Source organism: Comamonas terrigena NBRC 13299 (assembly GCF_006740045.1).
In the GTDB taxonomy this organism is placed as follows: domain Bacteria; phylum Pseudomonadota; class Gammaproteobacteria; order Burkholderiales; family Burkholderiaceae_C; genus Comamonas; species Comamonas terrigena.
The window spans coordinates 1,117,414-1,136,925 of the sequence record NZ_AP019749.1 but is presented as its reverse complement, the minus strand read 5'-3'; the positions used below and the strand labels follow the sequence as shown (position 1 = coordinate 1,136,925).

The following is a 19,512-nucleotide window of genomic DNA, read 5'->3' as shown; positions in this document are numbered from 1 at the left end:
CACCCGCTGCAGCATGCCCACAATGCCCGGCATTCCCTGTTCGACCCGGAGCTTTCGCCATGCCGCACGCCACCTCTTCCACGGACTGCGCCAGCCACGCTGCCCCCCGCGCCCCTGCTGCCGCTGTTTCCCCGCCTGCCACACAGGCCATGCACTGGCACCAGCCCGTCACCCGGCCCGCTGCACAGGCGGTCGGCACGACCGGCCAACGCTGGTCGGTGGACGCCATCCAGGCCCTGCTGGACCTGCCTTTTCTGGACCTGCTGCACCAGGCCCAGAGCGTGCACCGCCAGCACTGGCCGGCCGGTGAGATCGAGCTGGCCACGCTGCTGTCGGTCAAGACTGGAGGCTGTCCCGAAAACTGCGGCTACTGCCCGCAGTCGGCCGAATTCGACACCGGCGTGCAGGCCGACAAGCTGATGAGCGTGGAAGAGGTCACCCGCGCGGCCAAGGCCGCACAGGACGCCGGGGCCACGCGCTTTTGCATGGGCGCCGCCTGGCGCGCGCCCAAGGACCGCGACATCGAAAAAATGAACCTGCTGATCAGCGCCGTGAAGGGGCTGGGCCTGCAAACCTGCGCCACGCTGGGCATGCTGCAGCCGCACCAGGCCAAGGCACTGCACGACGCCGGGCTGGACTACTACAACCACAATCTGGACACCGCACCCGAGTACTACCGGGACGTTGTCAGCACCCGCCAATACCAGGACCGGCTGGACACCCTGGCCGCCGTGCGCAACGCCGGCATCAGCGTGTGCTGCGGCGGCATCATCGGCATGGGGGAAACCGAGGTTCACCGCGCCGGGCTGATTGCCCAGCTGGCGAACATGGAGCCCTACCCCGAGTCCGTCCCCATCAACAGCCTGGTGCGCGTGCCCGGCACCCCGCTGGCCGACAGCGAGCCCGTCGATCCGCTGGATTTCGTGCGCGTGATTGCCGTGGCCCGCATCACCATGCCCCAGGCCCGCGTGCGCCTGTCGGCAGGTCGCCAGCAACTGGGCGAGGCGGTGCAGACCCTGTGCTTCATGGCCGGTGCCAATTCCATCTTCTACGGCGACAAGCTGCTGGTCACCGGCAACCCCGATACCGATGCCGACCGCCAACTGCTGCACAAGCTGGGACTGCACGGCCTACAAACCCAGACATCCGCCGCCTGAAGACCTGCGCGCCATCGACTGCCGCGGCGCCCGGCCCGTGTGAACGCCGCGGCACACACCCTGTAGGACGGCCCCGCCGCCCTGCGCTCTTTGCCACCATCACGGACCACTCCCGCAGCCCCGCGCTGCGGCCCTGGCCCAGGGAGTTCCGCATGACCTCTACCCTTGCCCACCGCAGCATGGCGGCCGTCTGGCACCCTTGCACCCCCATGCAGCGGCACGAAGCCGCGCCCCCGCTGGCCATTGACCGCGCCAGCGGCCCCTGGCTGTACGACACCGACGGACGGCGCTACCTGGATGGCATCAGCTCCTGGTGGGTCAATCTGTTCGGCCACGGCCACCCGCATATCCGCGCCGCACTGGCCGACCAGCTGGAGCGCCTGGACCACATCCTGCTGGCCGGCTGCACCCACGCGCCGGTGGTGGAACTGTCCGAACGCCTGGCCGCGCTCACCGGTCTGGGCCACGCCAGCTATGCCAGCGACGGCGCCTCGGCCACCGAAATCGCACTGAAGATGAGCGCCCATTACTGGCGCAATCTGGGTCGGCCCGAAAAGAACCGCTTTGTCGGCCTGGCGGGCGGCTACCACGGAGAGACCGTGGGCGCGCTGTCCGTCACCGATGTGGAGATTTTCCGCAGTGCCTATGCCCCGCTGACCCGTCTGTCAGCCACCGTGCCCAGCCCGGATGCACGCCACGCCTTGCCAGGGGAAAGCGCTGCCGACGTGGCCCTGCGTGCGGCAGCCGCCCTGGAGGACTGGCTGCAGGCCCACCACCAGGAAACCGCCGCGCTGATCGTGGAGCCGCTGATCCAGTGTGCCGCAGGCATGGTGATGTACGACGCCGTCTACCTGCGCCAGGCCCGCCAGCTGTGCGACCGCTACCAAGTGCATCTGGTGGTGGACGAGATCGCCACCGGCTTCGGCCGCACCGGCCGCCTGTTCGCCCACCAGCAGGCGAGCATCACGCCGGACTTCATCTGCCTGTCCAAAGGGCTGACCGGCGGCACGCTGCCGCTGTCGGTCGTGCTCACCACCGACACCGTCTACCAGGCGTTCTACGGCACCGATGCGGCACGGGCGTTCCTGCATTCCCACTCCTACACTGGCAACCCGCTGGCCTGCCGCGCTGCCCTCGCCACACTGGATCTGTTTGCGCAGCGGGATGCGCTGACCACCAACCAGGCCATGGCGGCGCAGATCAGCGCCGCCTTCGCACCGTTGAACACCCACCCCCGCGTGCGCCACGCCCGCCACCTGGGCATGGTCTGGGCCTGGGACATCGACACAGACTTGCCCGACTTTGCCCAGCGCTACCACCATGCGGCCTTGCGCCACGGCCTGCTGCTGCGCCCCATCGGTCGCACGCTGTACTGCATGCCGCCCTATGTGCTGGACGCCCCCGCCATCGCCCACCTGGGCCGCGCGAGCCTGGCGGCACTGGAAGACTGCTTGCAGCAGGAAGCCGCGCTGCGCCAGCGCACGGAGGCCGCATGATCGGCTGCTTTGTGACCGGAACCGACACCGGCGTCGGCAAGACCCTCGCCAGCTGCGCGCTCTTGCACGCCCTGGGCCGCCACCACGCCCGCGTGGTCGGCATGAAGGCCGTGGCCGCGGGGGCCGAGCCCGACGGCCATGGCGGCTGGGCCAATGAAGACACGCTGGCCCTGCGCGCCGCCTCCACGCTGGCAGTGCCCGCTGCCTGGGACAACCCGGTGCTGTTGGCCGATCCGCTGTCGCCCCATATCGCCGCCCAGCGCGCCGGGGTGGAGGTGACGCTGCCCCCCATCCTGTCCGCCTACCACCAGCTGGCCGCCCAGTCCGACGCCGTGGTGGTGGAGGGAGCCGGCGGCTGGCGCGTGCCACTGTCGGACAGCCTGTCGATTGCCGATCTGGCCGTGGCGCTGCAGCTGCCCGTGGTGCTGGTCGTCGGCCTGCGCCTGGGCTGCCTGAACCATGCGCTGCTGACGGCCGACGCCATCCGGGCCAGCGGCCTGCCGCTGGCCGGCTGGATCTGCAGCCGCATGGACCCCCACATGCTCGCCCCAGAAGACAACCTGGCCACGCTGCGCCGTGCACTGGGCAGCCTGGGTGCGCCGCTGCTGGCCGACCTGCCCCACCAGGTCCGGCCCGATCCTCGCACCGCATCCGTACAACTCCCGCAGGAATGGCAATGACCCCCACCACCGCACCATCCACCGGTTCCTGGCTGGACGAACTCCCCCTGCAACTGGCCGCGCTGGACGCCCAGCACCTGCTGCGCACGCGCCGTGCCGTGTCGCCGCTGCAGGGGGCGCACATCCGCGTGGACGGCCAGCCCCTGCTGCAGTTCTGCAGCAACGACTACCTGGGCCTGGCCGGCCACCCGGCCCTGGCCGAGGCAGCCTGCACCGGCGCCTGGGACTTTGGCGTGGGCTCCGGCGGCTCGCCCATGGTCAACGGCCACAGCACGGCCAATGCCGCACTGGAAGCCGATCTGGCGCAGTTTGTGCAGCTGCCGCGTGCGCTGTACTTCTATGCCGGCTTTGCCACCAATGCCAGCGTGATCCCGGCGCTGGTGGGTGCGGGCGATGCCATCTTCTCGGACGCCCTGAACCACGCCAGCTTGATCGACGGCTGCCGGCTGTCACGCGCCAGCATCCACCGCTATCCGCATGGCAACCTCGCTGCGCTGGATGCGCTGCTGGCCGGCAGCACCAGCCGGCGCAAGCTGGTGGTCAGCGACGCCGTGTTCAGCATGGACGGCAATGTGGCCGACATTCCCGGCCTGCTGGCCTTGTGCGAACGCCACGATGCCCTCTTGATGCTGGACGATGCCCATGGCCTGGGCGTGCTGGGCCCGCAAGGGCGCGGCAGCCTGGCCGCCGCCGGGCTGACGGGGGCCGCTGCCTCCCCCCGGGTGCTGTACATGGCCACGCTGAGCAAGGCGGCCGGGGTCTCCGGGGCTTTTGTGGCCGGCAGTGAGGTCCTGGTGGAATGGCTGCTGCAGAAGACACGCAGCTACACCTTCGCCACCGCCGCGCCCGCCTTGCTGGCGCGGGCGCTGCAGGCCAGCCTGCGGTTGATGGAACACGAGACCAGCCTGCGCACCCAGTTGCAGGCCCGCATTGCCCAGCTGCGCCAGGGGCTGCAGCCCCTGCTGGCACACACCGGCTGGCGGCTGCTGCCGTCGGACACCGCCATCCAGGCGCTGGTGGTGGGCAGCAATACCGCCGCCCTGGCGCTGATGGACGGCCTGCGCCAGCGCGGTCTGTGGGTCCCGGCCATCCGCCCGCCCACCGTGCCCGCGGGCACGGCACGGCTGCGCATTGCCTTGTCGGCCGCACACACCGAAGCCGATGTGCAGCTGCTGCTCACCGCCCTGACAGCGCTGGCGCCCACCGCAGAACCCGCCCTGGCGTGAGCCGATTTGCACCCGGCTGTGAACGGCTTTCAGCCCCGGCATCCCGGTGGCGGCCGCTCTTGGCCTGACAATCGGCAGTGTTGCAGACCGGGTCATGCCCGGTCTGCCGCCTTTTCCCATCACACCGCCCGAGGAGACACCATGCCCCACCTGTACGTGGAATACAGCAACAACCTGACCGGCCTGAACGAACAAGGCCTGCTGGAAAAGCTCAATGCCGTGGTCTGCGGCCACGCCACCGTCGCCGATGAAGCCGACGTCAAGGCTCGCATTGCCGCATTGCAGCAATTCCGCATCGGCACCAACCCTGCGCAACGCGGCTTTGTGCACGTGCAACTGCGCCTGCTGGCGGGCCGCACACCCGAGGTGAAGAAGGAACTGTCCGACGCCATCGCTGCCGTGCTGCGCGCCGAAGTCCCCCAGCCTGCTGGCGTGATGGTCCAGCTGAGCGCCGAGATCGCCGACATGGACAAGGCCAGCTACTACAAGGACCGCCTGTAATCCCCCAGGCAGCCCGCGCACCCGGGCGGGTCGGCCGACCACCCGACCGGTGCACGGCGCGCAGAAGCATGCACCATGCAGGCTGCGTGCCGCGCTGTCACTGCGCCCACCTGCAGCCAGGCAGCTGCGCAGGCATCCGCTGCGGCCGCATTCCCCTTGGTACCCGCCACGTTCCGTGAATACCGCGCCCCCTTCCACCCGCCGTGCGCAGTGCCCTGACTGCCTGCGCCCTGCCAGCGCCTGCATCTGCGCATGCGTGCAGACGGTGGCGCACGCCACCCAGGTGCTGCTGCTGCAACACCCTCTGGAAGTGCAGCACCCCAAAGGCACGGCGCGGCTGCTGCACCTGTGCCTGCCGCACAGCCGCATGGCACAAGGCGAATGCTGGCCTACAGACAGTCTGCAGGCCCTGCTGCAGAACGCATGGCCTGCGGCGGGCGACAGACAGGCAGAGCCCGCCCCGGCGCTGACACTGTTGCTCTACCCGCCCTCCCCGCCCGATCCGGCACTGCCGCTGCTGGAGCCGCCGCCCTGGGACATGGCCGATCTGGCCGCATTGCCTGCAGGCGCCGTGCTGCGCCTGGTGGTGCTGGACGGCACCTGGCGCAAAAGCCGCAAGATGCTGTACCGCAACCCGGCATTGCAACAACTGCCCCGCCTTCCGCTGCGGGAGCTGCCGGCCAGCCGCTACGCCATCCGCAAGGCGCACAAGCCAGGTCAGCTGTCCACGCTGGAAGCCAGCTGGGCGGCACTGCGCCAGCTCGAGCCCGCCAATCCCACGCTGGACGGTCTGCTGCAGGCCATGGCCGCCATACAAGACCACTACCGCGCGCAGCTGACACCCTAAGCAGCTCCTGCACAACATGCAGGGGGAGGAGGCATCTTGAGGCTGGGCAGCCCGCAATCCTGGGTAGATGCATGCAGCACTCCCTGGCATGCGCTCTGTCGCCCCCCTGCAGGGTCTGCCGACCAGACCCGGTACCAGGCCAAGGCCCAGGGGGCGCGGCTTTCTGCTGCCGACGTTGGCACGACTGAGAGACACCTCCCCCGCACCGGCATGCGCCACGGCGACCCGGCCAGGCACATCCACGTTGGCGCCGCCCCAAAAAAAAGCGCTGCCGATGGCAGCGCAATCCATGCAAATCACCGCGTCATCCGCGTGATCCAGAGCAGCGCACACAGCCCGGTTCACATTGCGCAGATCCGCTGGTGGCCTTGCATGCCTCCAGGGCCAAGGTGTGGGTTCACACCCTGGTCACTTTCTCAGGGCTGGGCTGTGGCCTGGCCTTGGCGGGCCGTGGTCTGCACGGCACCCATGTACTTGGCGACGGTCTCCTGGAATGCAGGACCGTTGCGCAACTGCTCGTACCGGCGGTATTCGGGACTGGACTTCACTTCCGGAAACTGCGCCGGCGACGGCATGAAGCTCATGCCAGCCTTGTGCCACAGTTCCAGATCCGCCTGCACATGGGCTTTTTGCAGGGTTTCGGCATCGGCCGACACGGTCGATTGGGCGTGGGCAGCGCCCACCAGGGTCATCACAGCCGCAGCAGCGGCCATCCATTGCTTGCGCATGGCATTGTCCTTTCCAGACACATTCACAGAAGTTGCCGGGCTGCTGACAGTGGCAGCACAGCCTGGAAAGCAGTGTCGGGGCGGGAGCGGGGTACCGTCTGTGCGTTTTCTCACGCAGTGCAGCAAAAAGCCGAAAAAGACCCCGGGCGGCTCAGCGCATGTCTTCGAGCAGCACGCGCAGACCATCCACATTGGTCAGGCGCAGGCCGCGGCCTTCGCGCTGCAGCAGACCCAGGCGGGTCAGGCGCGACATCTCGCGCGCCACTTCTTCGCGGCTGCTGCCCAGCAAGGCCGCCAGGCTGACCTGGGTGGGTGCCGGCTGCAGCAGGGCCTGGTTGTTCTGCACCCCGGCGCGCTCCGCCAGCATCAGCAAGCGCGCATGCAGACGCCCGCCCACGCTGAGCGTGCCCATTTCCACCAGCCGGGCCACCAGCGACCAGACCAGGCGGTTCATGCCTTGCAGCAGGGCCGACAGCATGCCTTCCATCACCGCCGGGTCGCGGTCAAACAGGGCCTTGACCTCATGCCCTTCCAGCGTGGCAATCAGGCTGGCATCGGCCGCCTCCACCACCAGCGGCACGCTGGGCGGCTGGGAGCATTCCCCCAGCCAGTGGTTGCCGCACCATTGGCCTGGCATCAGGTCCCCCACGATCATCTCGCGCCCCTGGCTGCCGTAGTAGCGCACCCACAGCCGGCCGTGCACGATCAGGTTCAACCGCCCTTCGTCGAACGCATCCGGCAGCGGCTGCCCCGGCTCCAGCAGACGCCAGCGGAAGCGTGTGGCCAGGGACTGCAGATCCGCCTCCCCCAAATGGGCCAGCAAAGGCATGGTCTGCAAGGCCTGCCAGGACGCCGGAACCGGTGCCGGCGCAGGCGCTGCCCCTGCATCGTCAGAACGCAGCAGCGGTGGCGAAGAAACGGAAAGGGAGGCCATGGCGGCCATTGTGCCGTGGCCGCCACCGATCCGCTGCAGGCAGAAACCTCGGCGTTTTCCGGGCTCTCGCCCAGCCCTTGGTGCCCTGCAGCGCCCGCTGCCGCACAAACCCCGCCGGCGCGCTGGTGAACTGGCTACCGTTGCATTGCAGCATCCCCTAGACTCGCGCCAGATTGCAGCACTGGCCCAACGCAAAAAACACCTCTGGGAGACAACATGTCCGCAAGTACCAACGGCACGCCCTACGGCACCATTCCGCCCGCATCCCCACTGCCCCAGCGGCGCCCCGTCAGCCTGCCGCGCCTGGCGCAGATGCGTGCGGCCGGCGAAAAGATCACCATGCTCACCGCCTATGACGCCACCTTCGCCGCTGTGGCCGATGCCGCCGGTGTGGAGTGCATTCTGGTGGGCGACTCCCTGGGCATGGTCTGCCAGGGCCTGCACAGCACCGTGGGCGTCAGCCTGGACGATATGTGCTACCACACGGCCAGCGTGGCGCGCGGTCTGCACCGCGCCCAGGCCACGGCCTGGCTGGTTGCCGACCTGCCCTATGGCAGCTACCAGGAATCGCGTGAACAGGCGCTGCGCAGCGCCAGCGCCCTCATGCAGGCCGGCGCCCACATGGTCAAGCTCGAAGGTGGTGGCTGGACCGCACCCACGGTGCAGTTTCTGGTGGAGCGCGGCATTCCCGTCTGTGCCCACCTGGGGCTGACGCCCCAGACCGTCCACGCCCTGGGTGGCTACCGCGTGCAGGGCAAGGACGATGTGGCCGCTGCCACGCTGCGCCGTCAGGCCCGCGAGCTGCAGGATGCCGGCGCCGCCATGCTGGTGCTGGAGATGGTGCCCGCTGCCCTGGCCGCAGAGCTGACGCAGGCGTTGACCCACTGCCACACCATCGGCATAGGCGCTGGCAATGGCACGGCCGGACAGGTGCTGGTGCTGCACGACATGCTGGGCGTCAACCTGGGCAAGATGCCCAAATTCGTGCGCAACTTCATGCAGGAGGCCGGCAACGTCAAGGGCGCCATGGCGGCCTATGTCCAGGCAGTCAAGGATGGCAGCTTTCCCGACAACCAGCTGCACGCCTGGTAAGCCCTGGCTTCTCCCGTTTCCGTCCCGTTTTCCGACACCATGCACATCGTCCATACCATCGCCGACCTGCGCTCCGCCCTGGCGGGCCGCGGCCGCCCCGCTTTCGTTCCCACCATGGGCAATCTGCACGAGGGCCATCTGTCCCTGGTGCGCACCGCACGCCAGCATGGCGATGTGACCGTGGCCAGCATCTTCGTCAACCGCCTGCAGTTTCTGCCGCATGAAGATTTCGACAGCTACCCGCGCACCTGGGATTCGGACTGCAGCAAGCTGCAGGCCGCCCACTGCGACCTGCTGTTTGCGCCGCGCGAAGCCGATCTCTACCCCGAAGCCCAGACTTTCAAGGTGCAGCCCGACCCCACGCTGGCCGACATGCTGGAAGGGCATTTCCGCCCCGGTTTCTTTACCGGCGTGTGCACCGTGGTGATGAAGCTGTTTTCCGCCGTATTCGCCACCACCGGCGGCGGCGCGGCCATCTTCGGCAAGAAGGACTACCAGCAGCTGATGGTGATCCAGCGCATGGTCCAGCAGTTTGCCCTGCCCATCACCATCATCGCAGGCGATACCGCCCGAGCCGACAGCGGCCTGGCACTCAGTTCCCGCAACGGCTACCTGAATGCCGAACAGCTGCAGCAGGCCATGGCCCTGTCCCAGGCACTGAAGACCCTGGCGCAGGCGTCCCGCACGGGCCGCATTCCACTGGCCGACCTGGAAACCCAGGCCATCGGCCAGCTGCAGGCCCTGGGCTGGGAGCCCGACTACCTGACGGTGCGCCTGCGCAGCAACCTGCAAATTCCCAGTGCCGCCGACCTGGCCACGGCCCCGCTGGTGACACTGGGCGCCGCCAAGCTGGGCAGCACCCGGCTGATCGACAACCTCGAGTTCTGAACCGCGGCAGCTCTCAGCACTGGAACGCCCCGGTGGCGCAGTGCGGGGCCTCCGGCAGGACTTCCAGCCCATGGGCGGCCACGCGCAGCTGCGCACCGCTGGCAAATTCCAGCTCCAGCACCAGGGGCTGCTGCAATGCACAGGGCACGGGCAAGGCCGACAGGCGTTGCTCCTCCAGCAGCACACGCCCGCCCTCCAGCTTCCCGAAAAGCGCTTGCACGGGCGGCAGGGGCCCGGACAGCGTGCAGACCAAGCGCACCGGGAGCCACAGGCCTTCGCCGCTGCCGGTCTTGCCCCCCTCCTCCGCGTACACCCGCGCAGCGGAAAAACGCACGGTCAGCACCGCAGCCGTGCCCGGGCTCACGCTGCACGCGGCGACTTCTGAATCTTCAAATACCCATTGCATGGCCGTGAGCATAGAGGCTGCACGACCCCATGGCATGCCCGTGGCGGGGGCAAGAAAGCTTTTCAGATAAGCAAGGCGAAATTTGTTTCTTCTGCCCTGCAGGCGGCATTTCCACAATGGCTGGACCAGGTGCGGCCCGCACCGCTTTTTCCGCCATGGAAGGATGTTCGTTTTATGCAATTCAAGAAGTGGATCACCGCCGCCGCTGCAGGCGCCGCGCTGCTGACAACCGGCTCTGTCTGGGCCGACCGCCTGCAGGACATCAAGAAGGCCGGCGTGCTGCGCGTGGCCGCCTTTGATGGCAACCCCCCGTTCGGCTTTGTCGACGCCAAGACCCGCAAGATCGTGGGCTTGGACGTGGACTACGCCGAAGAATTTGCCAAGCGCCTGGGTGTGAAGCTGCAGTTGGTGCCCACCAATCCTGCCAACCGCGTGCCGTTGCTGGTGTCCGGCAAGGTGGATCTGGTGCTGGCCAATTTCACCATCACCGAAGAGCGCGCCAAGCAGGTGAACTTCAGCGTGCCATATTTTTCGTCCGGCACGCAGTTCCTGGCCCCCAAGGGCACACTGGCCTCGGCCGACCAGCTCGGCAGCCTGCGCATTGCCGTGGACAAGGGCACGACCAACGAGATCGTGCTGCGCGAAAAATACCCGCAGGCCACCCTGGTCGCGTTCGACGACACGCCATTTGCCTTCACCGCCTTGCGCAACGGCAATGTGCAGGCCCTGGCGCAGGATGGCCCCAAGCTGGTGGGCCTGCTGGGCACCATCAAGGACGCCCAGGAACGCGCCAAGTGGGAAGTGCCGGCATTCACCATCTCGAACGACTTCATCGGTGTGGGCATTCCCAAGGGAGAGACCGCGCTGACCGACTGGGTCAACACCACGCTCAAGGAACTGGAAGGCAAGGGCCAGGCCGGCAAGATTTACGACGCCTGGTTCGGCCCTAAGAGCAACACGCCGCTGGTGCGCACTTTCAAGATCGGCGACAAGGTCTGAGCCACCGCATCCTTGCCGCTTTTCGCCAGGGCTGCGCGCCTGACCCCTGTTCTCCCCTGGCCGGACGCGGTGCTGGCCCTCAAGTACTGGCAGTGGCTGCTCAGCGGCTGGTCGGTCACCATGGGCACCTCGCTGCTGGTGATTGCCCTGTCCACCCTGCTGGGCGTGCTGTTTGCCATGGCCCGTGATGCCGCAGCGCCGGCGCTGCGCACTGCGGCCGGCGTCTACCTCTCGGTGTTTCGCAACACGCCGCTGCTGGTACAGCTGTTTTTCTGGTATTTCGGCGTTCCCAGCCTGCTGCCTGCAGGCTGGATGGGCTGGCTGAACACGCCGCATGAGCTGGCCCTGGGCGGATGGCATCTGGCCTGGCCGTCGCTGGAGTTCCTGTCCGCCGCCGTGGGCCTGGTGCTGTATTCCACGGCCTATGTGGGCGAGGAAATCCGCGCGGGCATAGCCAACGTGCCGCGCAGCCAGCTTCAGGCGGCCCTGAGCCTGGGCATGACGCGCTGGCAGTCGCTGCGCCATATCGTGCTGCCGCAGGCGCTGGCCCATGTGGTCTCGCCGCTGTGCGGGCAGTACATGAACATCACCAAGAACACCTCGCTGGGCATGACGATCGGCCTGGTGGAGCTGTCCTACCGCGCACGCCAGGCAGAGGCCGAGACCTTTCAATCCTTCCAGGTCTATGGCATCAGCACCGTGCTCTACATCGTGCTCATCATCGGCCTGGAACTGCTGAGCCGGCAGGTGCAGCGCCGGCGCCGATGGGGCCGGCTGCCCGTGGGACGCACATGAACCTGGCGGCACTGGCCGACGACTGGCTCTACCTGCTGGTGGGCACCTTCCCCGAAGGACCGCCCGGCGGTGCGCTGCTGACCTTGATCCTGAGCGCCACCTCTGGTCTGGCCTCGGCCGTGCTGGGGCTGGTGCTGGGCATTGCACTGGCCATGGGCAGCGGGCCGTGGGCCACGCTCTTGCACACCATGCTGGGCTTTCTGCGCGCCATTCCCGTGCTGATGCTGATCTTCTGGATCTACTTTCTGCTGCCCATGCTGTTCGGCATGGATGTGCCGGGCACGGTGTCCGTGGTGTGCGCCCTGTCGCTGATCGGCGGAGCCTATCTGGCCCACGCCGTGGCGGCGGGCATCCATGCCGTGCCCCAGGGCCAGTGGGACGCAGGCCGGGCGCTGGGCATGGACCGCTGGCAGGTCCTGCGCTGGCTGGTGCTGCCGCAGGCACTGACGGCCATGCTGCCGTCGTTGGTCAACCAGTGGGTCACGCTGATCAAGGACAGCTCGCTGGCCTATATCGTGGGCGTGGGCGAACTGTCGTTTCTCTCCACCCAGGTGAACGCGCGGCTGATGGTGAACCCGGCCGAGGTGTTTGTGTTCGTGGGCGGCGTGTACTGGCTGCTGTGCTCGCTGCTCCATCTGCTGAGCTGGGCCATCGGACGGCAGCAGCCAGCGCAGCGCGCCTGATTCGCGCCCGCACTGCTGCCTGCGCTACAGGGCCTTCACGCCCGGCCTTGCATACTGGCCGGCATTCACCACAAGGAGAGCGACATGCCGGAAAAGAACCTGTACCTGGACGATTTGTACGTGGGCCAGACCTTTGTCAGCGGTGAGCACCTGCTGGACGAAGCCCAGATCATTGCCTATGCCCGCCAGTTCGATCCGCAGGTCTTTCACCTCGACCCCGAAGCCGCCAAGCACACCTTCTTCCAGGGTCTGGCGGCCAGCGGCTGGCACACGGCATCGATCAGCATGCGCCTGGTGACCGAGAGCATTCCGCTGGCGGACGGCGTGATCGGCGGCGGCATGGAAGAGCTGGCCTGGCCCCAGCCCACACGGCCCGGCGACCGGCTGCATGTGGAATCCGAGATCGTGGAGATCATCCCCTCCCAGTCCAAGCCCAACCGCGCCATGCTCCGCGTGCTGTGCCAGACCAAGAACCAGCGCGGCGAGGTGCTGCAGCGCTTTCGCCCCAAGATGCTGGCCTTCAAGCGCCCCGCCGCCTGAGGCGTTCAACCGGCGGATGGCTGCAGCGCCTGCGCCGTGTGCTGCAAGGCGGCCACCAGCGCATCCACCGCAGGCTCGGCCGGGCGGTGCAGCGGCAGCAGCACATGCACCTGGTAGGGAATGGCGAAGGCCAGCGGGCGCACCACCAGTTGCGGCCCGGCACAGGCCTGGGCGGTGTAGGGATTGACGATGGCCACGCCCAGCCCCTGCTGCACCAGCGCGCAGACCGAGACCGCGCTGGCCGTCTCCAGCCCCAGCTGGCGCTCCACGCCCGCCTGGGTAAATACCGCATCGATCTGCTGGCGGTACGGGTCGTCCCGCGCCAGACTGATGAAGGGCTGGCCGGCAAAATCCTGCGCCGCCAGCACCGGCTGCTGCACCAGCGGGTGGGCGGCGGGCAGCACCGCCACCTCGTCCAGCGCCGGCAGCGGCAGGCTGCGCGTGCCGGGTGGGGCATCGGCAAGCTCGGCCAGCCCCAGGTCAAAGCGCTGTGCAGCCATCCACTCCTGCAGCAGCGGCCCTTCCTGGGTGGTGATGCTCACCGGCACCGCCCCTTGCAGGGCCTGCAAGCGTGCCAGCGCGCCGGGCAGTAGCGCATGGCTGAGCGCCGGCAGGCACAGCACGCGCACATGGGCACCCTGGGCCTGGCCCAGCTCCAGCGCCCGGTCGACCACGCGCTCCAGCCCCTGCCAGCTGCGCTGCACCTCGGCCCACAGCGCCAGTGCCCGCGCCGTAGGGCGCAGCCGGCCCTGGGCACGCTCGAACAGCGCATAGCCCAGCAATTGCTCCAGCCGCGCCAGCTCCCGGCTGACGGTCGGCTGGCTGGTGAACAGCAGGCGCGCCGCACCGGTGACGCCGCCGGCCAGCATCACCGCCCGGAACACCTCGATGTGGCGGTGGGCAATGCGAGGCGCAATTCCGGCGTGGTCGGAGGCGGCGCCGGACGCAGATGCAGCGAATGGCGCATAGGGGGCTGGTGAACGGGGCATGGTGGCGGGCAATGCATATCAAATATGAATGACTTTGCCACAACAAAGCATTAGACCAAATACACCCACTGCGGCATTCTCTGCGTCCAAGGGGTGGGCCACCGTGCCGGATGGCCCATCTTGCCCGCACCGCACGCACACCCTCCTGTGCGCCAAAGCCGCTATCCATTGCAGAGTATCCAGACCATGAGCAACCCTTTTTCCCCCGCCCAGCTGTGGGCCCTGGCCGACGAATTCGGCACGCCGCTGTGGGTGTATGACGCCGCCACCATCCGCGAGCGCATTACCCAGCTCCAGGCCTTTGACACCGTGCGCTTTGCCCAGAAGGCCTGCTCCAACATCCACATCCTCCAGCTGATGCGCGAGCAGGGCGTGAAGGTGGACGCCGTCTCGCGCGGCGAGATCCTGCGCGCTCTGGCCGCCGGTTTCACACCGGGCTTTGGCGAACCGGCCGACATCGTCTTCACCGCCGATGTGATGGACGAAGCCACGCTGGCCACCGTGGTGGAACACCAGGTGCCCGTGAACGCCGGCTCCATCGACATGCTGCACCAGCTGGCCGCAGCATCCAAGGGCCACCATGTGTGGTTGCGCATCAACCCCGGTTTCGGCCACGGCCACAGCAACAAGACCAATACCGGCGGCGAGCACAGCAAGCACGGCATCTGGCACAGCGAGCTGGAAGCGGCGCTGGAAGCCATCAAGACCGGCGGCCTGGTGCTTGCCGGCCTGCACATGCACATCGGCTCGGGCGTGGACTACGGCCACCTGCAGGAAGTCTGCGGCGCCATGGTCAAGCTGGTGGAACGCACCAAGGCGGCCGGCGTGGACCTGCATGCGATTTCCGCAGGCGGCGGCCTGTCCATCCCCTACAAGGCGGGCGATGCCACCATCGACACCGCGCACTACCACGGCCTGTGGAATGCGGCACGCCAGCAGGCCGAAACCATCGTGGGCCACCGTCTGGGTCTGGAGCTGGAGCCCGGCCGCTTCCTGGTCGCAGAATCCGGCGTGCTGCTGGGCACCGTGCGTGCCACCAAGAACGCGGGCAGCAACCACTTCGTGCTGGTCGACACCGGCTTCAACGAACTGATGCGCCCCAGCATGTACGGCAGCTACCACGGCATGGACGTGCTGCGCCGTGACGGCCAGCAACTGCCCGCACAGGACAGCGTGGTGGCCGGCCCGCTGTGCGAATCGGGCGATGTCTTCACCCAGGGCGACGGCGGCGTGGTGCTGCCCCGCAGCCTGGCCGGTGCCAGCGTAGGCGATCTGCTGGTGATCCACGACACGGGCGCCTACGGCAGCTCCATGTCCAGCAACTACAACACCCGGCCGCTGGCGGCCGAGGTGCTGGTCGACGCAGGCCAGGCCCGCCTGATTCGCCGCCGCCAGACCGTGGACCAGTTGCTGGCGCTCGAACTGGGCCTGTAAACCCTGACCGCCCGGCCTGCCGTGCTGCACCACCTGGTGGGACGACAGGCCACGGCGCTGTGAATGCACTTCAGCCACCTTCGGGTGGCTTTTTTGCATACCCCTGCCGCCCTCGCCGCCAGCGGCTGCGGGCTGTCCTGCAGGCGATACGTACTGGGGTGGCGACAGCGCCAGAATGGCTGCAGCACCTGGATAGGAACATGGCCCACACGCTCTTGCAGCTGTGTGTTCAGCTCATTTATTCATAGCTTTTGGTGGTAAGCCCCTGTGTACCATGGGTACGCAATATCTGCCCTTCCCTGACTGGAGACCCCTATGTCCTTTCCCACCCGCCCGCTGGGCCAATCGCCGCTGATGGTGTCGCCGCTGTGTTTTGGCGGCAATGTCTTCGGGTGGACGGTGGATCCGTCCACCAGCTTTGCCTTGCTGGACGCGTGGCTGGGCTCGGGCATGAACTTCGTCGACACGGCCGATGTGTACTCGCGCTGGGTACCGGGCCATGTGGGCGGTGAATCGGAAACCCTCATCGGCCAGTGGCTGCAAAAAAGCGGCAAGCGCAAGCAACTGGTGCTGGCTACCAAGCTGGGCAAGGACATGGGCGACGGCAAGGTCGGCCTGCACCCCAAATACATCAAGCAGGCGGTGGATGCCTCGCTGACGCGCCTGCAGACCGATTACATCGACCTGTACCAGACCCATGACGACGATCCGAACATTCCGCTGGAAGATGTGCTGGGCACGCTGGGCGAGCTGATCCAGGCCGGCAAGGTGCGCGCCATCGGCGCCAGCAATTACAGCGCCCAGCGCCTGGCCGAGGCACTGGACTGCAGCGACCGGCACCGCCTGGCGCGCTTTGACAGCCTGCAGCCGCTGTACAACCTGTACGACCGCGCCGTATTTGAAAAAGAGCTGCAGCCGCTGTGCGTGGCGCGCAACGTGGGCGTGATCAACTTCTACGCGCTGGCAGCCGGCTTTCTGACCGGCAAATACCGCAGCGAGGCCGATGTCGGCAAAAGCCTGCGCGGCGCCAAGACCACCAGCCTGTACCTGAACCCGCGCGGCCTGCGCATCGTCGATGCACTGGAGCAGGTGGCCGCCCAGTACAAGGCCCAGCCCAGCGAGGTGGCCATTGCCTGGCTGCTGCAGCAAGCCGGCATTGCCGCGCCGATTGCCAGCGCCACCAGCCTGGTGCAGCTGCAATCCCTGGTCACGGCCGCCACGCTGCAGCTGGATGCTGCGGCACTGGCCACGCTGGATGACGCCAGCCGGGAGGACTGAGCCGCTGGTGCGCATGCGCCGCAGCGCCCCGCCCTGGCAAAAAAGCGAACGGCCTGCGCAGATGCCAGGCCGTTCAGTCTATGGAGCGCCGTCCACCTGCGCGGGGTCGGCCAGCGGCTCAGCGCTCCTGCTTCGGGTCGCGCTCCATCAGGCGGTGCACAGCCTGGGCCGGTGCCACCTTGCCGTCCAGCAGGTCGACCACGGTCGCCGCAATCGGCATGTCCACACCCAAGGCCTGGGCGCGGGCCAGCACGGTGCGGGCGCTGTACACGCCTTCGGCCACATGGCCCAGTGACTCCACAGCCTGGGCCAGGCCCATGCCGCTGGCCAGCAGCAGGCCCACCTTGCGGTTGCGTGACAGGTCGCCGGTGGCCGTCAGCATCAGGTCCCCCAGACCCGACAGACCCATGAAGGTGTCGGCCCGGGCGCCCAGGGCCACGCCCAGGCGTGTCATCTCGGCCAGGCCGCGGGTCAACAGCGCGGCGCGGGCATTCAGTCCCAGCTCCAGGCCGTCGCACAGACCCGAGGCAATGGCCATCACGTTCTTCACGGCGCCGCCCACTTCCACCCCGACGATGTCATCGTTGCCGTACACGCGCAGCGAAGGGCTGTGCAGTGCCTCCACCAGCGTATGGCGCACGCCGGCATCGCGGCTGGCGGCCACCAGGGCCGAAGGCTGGCTGCGCGCCACCTCCTGCGCAAAGCTGGGACCGCTCAGGGCACCGCAGCGCAGCTGGGGCGCCACCTCGGCGCAGACCTCGTGCGGCATCAGGCCGGTACCGGCTTCAAAGCCCTTGCACAACCAGGCCACGGGCGCATGCAGATGCTGCAGCCGCTGCAGCCATTCGCGCAATGCGGCCATGGGCGTGCCAATGATGACCAGCTCGGCGTCGGCCACGGCATCCAGGGCATCGCCCTGCACCACCTGCAGGCCCGGCGCAAACGCCAGGCCCGGCAGATAGCGCATGTTCTGGCGGCTGTCGTGCATCTCCCGGGCCTGCACGGCATCGCGTGCCCACAGGCACACCTGGTGGCCGGCGGGGTGGGCGGCGGCCGACATCGCCATGGCCGTGCCCCAGGCTCCGGCGCCAATCACTGTGATTTTCATAGCTGCTTGTGCAGTTTCCATAGGCTTGAGCGGCACTTTGAAGGTTTTTTCTTTCCCGGCGCTGCAGCGCAGCACGGGACATGCAGCCTGCATGGTACGCGCTGGCACACCCGCCTTGGTGCGGCGCAGCAGGCCACAGGTATCCGAAAGTTATCCGAACCCGGAGCAAGGCAACCGGGTAACGGCATGCCCCAATGCAAAGAGGCCCCGCAGGGCCTCTTTGTCCAGAGCACATCGGCGCGCGGCACCAGGGCCGCCTGCCTGCGGTGCTTACTGGGGCAGTGCGCCGTCGGCCTGAGCGGCTTGGGCAGCGGCTTGCTGCTCGTACATGGCCTGGAAGTTGATTTCCGCGAGGTGCACGGGCGGGAAGCCAGCGCGGGTCACGATGTCTGCCACGTTGCCGCGCAGGTAGGGATAGATGATCTGCGGGCAGGCCACGCCGATCACGCCACCCATTTGTTCTTCGGGGATGCCGCGGATTTCGAAGATGCCGGCCTGCTTGGCTTCCACCAGGAACACGGTCTTGTCTTCGATCTTGGTCTGCACGGTGGCAGTCACGGCCACTTCAAAGATGCCTTCGGCCACAGGGGTGGCTTCCACACCCAGCTGGATGTCGACGCTGGGCTGGGTCTGTTCCAGCAGGATGGCGGGCGAGTTCGGTTGTTCCAGCGACAGGTCCTTCAGGTACACGCGCTGGATTTGGAACACGGGGTTTTCTTGTTCGGACATGGAGTCAGTCTTTCAGGTCTACAGCAACCGGAGCTATACAAAAAAGCCCGCCGGCGCAGAGGCTGCGCAGCGGGCGTGGCGTGCATTATGCAGTGGCGGTCTGGCTGGGCATGGGCACGCCACAGGGATCAGGCGTTGAGCAGGGGCAGCAGACCGCCCTTGGCATCCAGCGCCATCAGATCGTCGCAACCGCCCACATGGGTGTCGCCGATATAGATCTGCGGCACCGTGCGGCGTCCGGTGGACTGCATCATGTGGTCGCGGGCAACGGGGTCGGTGTCGATGCGCACTTCCTCGATCTGCTCCACGCCCTTGGACTTCAGGATCTGCTTGGCACGGATGCAGTACGGGCACACGGCAGTGGTGTACATCTTGACGGCTTGCATGGAAATCTCTCCTCGGTGGTAGGGGCTGCAACCGGTCCGCAGGGGGAGCCCCGGCTGCATATCCGCTCTATATGGGGGCGGATCAGGCCTTTACAACCGGCATGCCGGCATCGCGCCAGCCCTTCATGCCACCGGCCAGGGCCTGGGCCTTTTCATAGCCCAGCTTCTTGGCCATGGCTTCGGCACGCACGGCGCGGGCGCCCTTCTCGCAGACCAGCACCACGGGAACAGACTTGTTCTTGGCCACCTGGGGCAGGCGCTCGTCCAGCTGGGCCAGGGGGATGTTCTTGGCGTTGGTGATGTGGCCGGTCACATATTCCTCGGCCTCGCGCACATCGACGACCACCGCTTTTTCGCGGTTGATGCGCTGCACGGCGTCGGCCGGAGTCAGGCTGCCAGCGCCCGCACCCTTGAGGGCAGGCACCATCAGCAGTGCGCCGGAACCAATGGCCAGCAGGAACAAATACCAGTTCTCGATGAAAAATTGCACGTCAATCCTCGGGATAGCAAACCGCGCAATTCTAGGGGGAGTTCCCCGGCCTGCCCCCGCGCACGGGCTTGACTGCTGCCAAGGGCGGTCCGGGCGGCCTAAAATCGTGGCTTTTCGACGATCCGC

Annotated in this window: 22 protein-coding genes; 14 read left to right on the top strand and 8 right to left on the bottom strand. The window is 67.5% G+C overall.

Features of this window, described 5'->3' with window-relative positions; translation table 11 throughout:
* The first annotated feature begins 149 nt into the window (after positions 1-149).
* The 6 genes from bioB (at position 150) to CT3_RS05215 (ending at position 5,907) form a co-directional block, all read left to right on the top strand.
* On the top strand, positions 150-1,157 hold the full coding sequence (bioB, locus tag CT3_RS05240; protein ID WP_066539387.1) for a biotin synthase BioB: 1,008 nt from the start codon (positions 150-152) through the stop codon (positions 1,155-1,157).
* A 152-nt stretch (positions 1,158-1,309) separates the two neighbouring features.
* Complete coding sequence (bioA, locus tag CT3_RS05235) at positions 1,310-2,653, top strand: adenosylmethionine--8-amino-7-oxononanoate transaminase (protein WP_066539389.1); 1,344 nt, start codon at positions 1,310-1,312, stop codon at positions 2,651-2,653.
* Positions 2,650-3,333 (top strand): dethiobiotin synthase, encoded by a 684-nt coding sequence (gene bioD, locus CT3_RS05230; protein ID WP_066539394.1) that lies wholly within the window; start codon positions 2,650-2,652, stop codon positions 3,331-3,333. The genes bioA and bioD overlap by 4 nt, the downstream gene beginning before the upstream one ends.
* On the top strand, positions 3,330-4,559 hold the full coding sequence (gene bioF / locus CT3_RS05225) for an 8-amino-7-oxononanoate synthase (protein WP_066539397.1): 1,230 nt from the start codon (positions 3,330-3,332) through the stop codon (positions 4,557-4,559). The genes bioD and bioF overlap by 4 nt, the downstream gene beginning before the upstream one ends.
* A 141-nt stretch (positions 4,560-4,700) precedes the next feature.
* A complete protein-coding gene (locus tag CT3_RS05220) occupies positions 4,701-5,060 on the top strand; it encodes a 5-carboxymethyl-2-hydroxymuconate Delta-isomerase (RefSeq protein WP_066539401.1) in 360 nt (119 codons plus the stop codon).
* A 175-nt stretch (positions 5,061-5,235) separates the two neighbouring features.
* A complete protein-coding gene (locus tag CT3_RS05215; RefSeq protein WP_066539403.1) occupies positions 5,236-5,907 on the top strand; it encodes a tRNA-uridine aminocarboxypropyltransferase in 672 nt (223 codons plus the stop codon).
* Positions 5,908-6,323: 416 nt separating this feature from the next.
* On the opposite strand, the gene CT3_RS05210 is transcribed toward CT3_RS05215, so the two are convergent.
* Both CT3_RS05210 and CT3_RS05205 read right to left on the bottom strand, forming a co-directional pair.
* Positions 6,324-6,635, bottom strand: a complete 312-nt coding sequence (locus CT3_RS05210) for a hypothetical protein (RefSeq protein ID WP_066539404.1) — start codon at positions 6,633-6,635, stop codon at positions 6,324-6,326.
* A 151-nt stretch (positions 6,636-6,786) separates the two neighbouring features.
* Positions 6,787-7,569, bottom strand: coding sequence for a Crp/Fnr family transcriptional regulator (locus CT3_RS05205; protein ID WP_083520546.1), 783 nt, complete (start codon positions 7,567-7,569; stop codon positions 6,787-6,789).
* A gap of 216 nt (positions 7,570-7,785) precedes the next feature.
* Here CT3_RS05205 and panB point away from each other — a divergent pair, with 216 nt between their 5' ends.
* On the top strand, positions 7,786-8,661 hold the full coding sequence (gene panB, locus CT3_RS05200) for a 3-methyl-2-oxobutanoate hydroxymethyltransferase (protein ID WP_066539407.1): 876 nt from the start codon (positions 7,786-7,788) through the stop codon (positions 8,659-8,661).
* A gap of 39 nt (positions 8,662-8,700) precedes the next feature.
* Entirely contained in the window at positions 8,701-9,549 is an 849-nt protein-coding gene (gene panC / locus CT3_RS05195) for a pantoate--beta-alanine ligase (RefSeq protein ID WP_066539409.1), read from the top strand.
* Positions 9,550-9,562: 13 nt separating this feature from the next.
* Here panC and CT3_RS05190 read toward each other — a convergent pair whose 3' ends face one another.
* Complete coding sequence (locus CT3_RS05190; RefSeq protein ID WP_127446183.1) at positions 9,563-9,955, bottom strand: hypothetical protein; 393 nt, start codon at positions 9,953-9,955, stop codon at positions 9,563-9,565.
* Between the two features lie 174 nt (positions 9,956-10,129).
* Here CT3_RS05190 and CT3_RS05185 point away from each other — a divergent pair, with 174 nt between their 5' ends.
* The 4 genes from CT3_RS05185 to CT3_RS05170 all read left to right on the top strand — a co-directional run bounded on the left by CT3_RS05185 (position 10,130) and on the right by CT3_RS05170 (position 12,972).
* On the top strand, positions 10,130-10,954 hold the full coding sequence (locus CT3_RS05185) for an ABC transporter substrate-binding protein (RefSeq protein ID WP_066539413.1): 825 nt from the start codon (positions 10,130-10,132) through the stop codon (positions 10,952-10,954).
* A gap of 12 nt (positions 10,955-10,966) precedes the next feature.
* Positions 10,967-11,749 carry an amino acid ABC transporter permease gene (locus tag CT3_RS05180; protein WP_225608759.1) on the top strand — a complete coding sequence of 261 codons (783 nt, stop codon included), beginning with the start codon at positions 10,967-10,969 and terminating at the stop codon, positions 11,747-11,749.
* Positions 11,746-12,432: an amino acid ABC transporter permease gene (locus CT3_RS05175; protein ID WP_066539415.1), complete on the top strand. Its 687-nt coding sequence runs from the start codon at positions 11,746-11,748 to the stop codon at positions 12,430-12,432. The genes CT3_RS05180 and CT3_RS05175 overlap by 4 nt, the downstream gene beginning before the upstream one ends.
* Before the next feature lie 84 nt (positions 12,433-12,516).
* Positions 12,517-12,972 (top strand): MaoC family dehydratase, encoded by a 456-nt coding sequence (locus tag CT3_RS05170; RefSeq protein WP_066539419.1) that lies wholly within the window; start codon positions 12,517-12,519, stop codon positions 12,970-12,972.
* A 5-nt stretch (positions 12,973-12,977) separates the two neighbouring features.
* On the opposite strand, the gene CT3_RS05165 is transcribed toward CT3_RS05170, so the two are convergent.
* On the bottom strand, positions 12,978-13,961 hold the full coding sequence (locus tag CT3_RS05165) for a LysR family transcriptional regulator (RefSeq protein ID WP_083520548.1): 984 nt from the start codon (positions 13,959-13,961) through the stop codon (positions 12,978-12,980).
* Positions 13,962-14,147: 186 nt separating this feature from the next.
* Between CT3_RS05165 and lysA the strand changes: the two genes are divergently transcribed.
* Positions 14,148-15,395: a diaminopimelate decarboxylase gene (gene lysA, locus CT3_RS05160; protein WP_066539421.1), complete on the top strand. Its 1,248-nt coding sequence runs from the start codon at positions 14,148-14,150 to the stop codon at positions 15,393-15,395.
* Positions 15,396-15,710: 315 nt separating this feature from the next.
* Positions 15,711-16,673, top strand: a complete 963-nt coding sequence (locus tag CT3_RS05155) for an aldo/keto reductase (RefSeq protein WP_066539423.1) — start codon at positions 15,711-15,713, stop codon at positions 16,671-16,673.
* 118 nt (positions 16,674-16,791) lie between these two features.
* On the opposite strand, the gene CT3_RS05150 is transcribed toward CT3_RS05155, so the two are convergent.
* The 4 genes from CT3_RS05150 to CT3_RS05135 all read right to left on the bottom strand — a co-directional run bounded on the left by CT3_RS05150 (position 16,792) and on the right by CT3_RS05135 (position 19,386).
* The gene (locus CT3_RS05150; RefSeq protein WP_066539425.1) at positions 16,792-17,781 is read right to left on the bottom strand and encodes an NAD(P)H-dependent glycerol-3-phosphate dehydrogenase; all 990 of its coding nucleotides are present in this window, start codon (positions 17,779-17,781) and stop codon (positions 16,792-16,794) included.
* 270 nt (positions 17,782-18,051) lie between these two features.
* Positions 18,052-18,510, bottom strand: a complete 459-nt coding sequence (gene secB / locus CT3_RS05145) for a protein-export chaperone SecB (protein WP_066539427.1) — start codon at positions 18,508-18,510, stop codon at positions 18,052-18,054.
* A gap of 128 nt (positions 18,511-18,638) precedes the next feature.
* On the bottom strand, positions 18,639-18,896 hold the full coding sequence (grxC, locus tag CT3_RS05140) for a glutaredoxin 3 (protein WP_066539428.1): 258 nt from the start codon (positions 18,894-18,896) through the stop codon (positions 18,639-18,641).
* Positions 18,897-18,978: 82 nt separating this feature from the next.
* Positions 18,979-19,386 (bottom strand): rhodanese-like domain-containing protein, encoded by a 408-nt coding sequence (locus tag CT3_RS05135; RefSeq protein ID WP_066539429.1) that lies wholly within the window; start codon positions 19,384-19,386, stop codon positions 18,979-18,981.
* Positions 19,387-19,512: the final 126 nt, after the last annotated feature.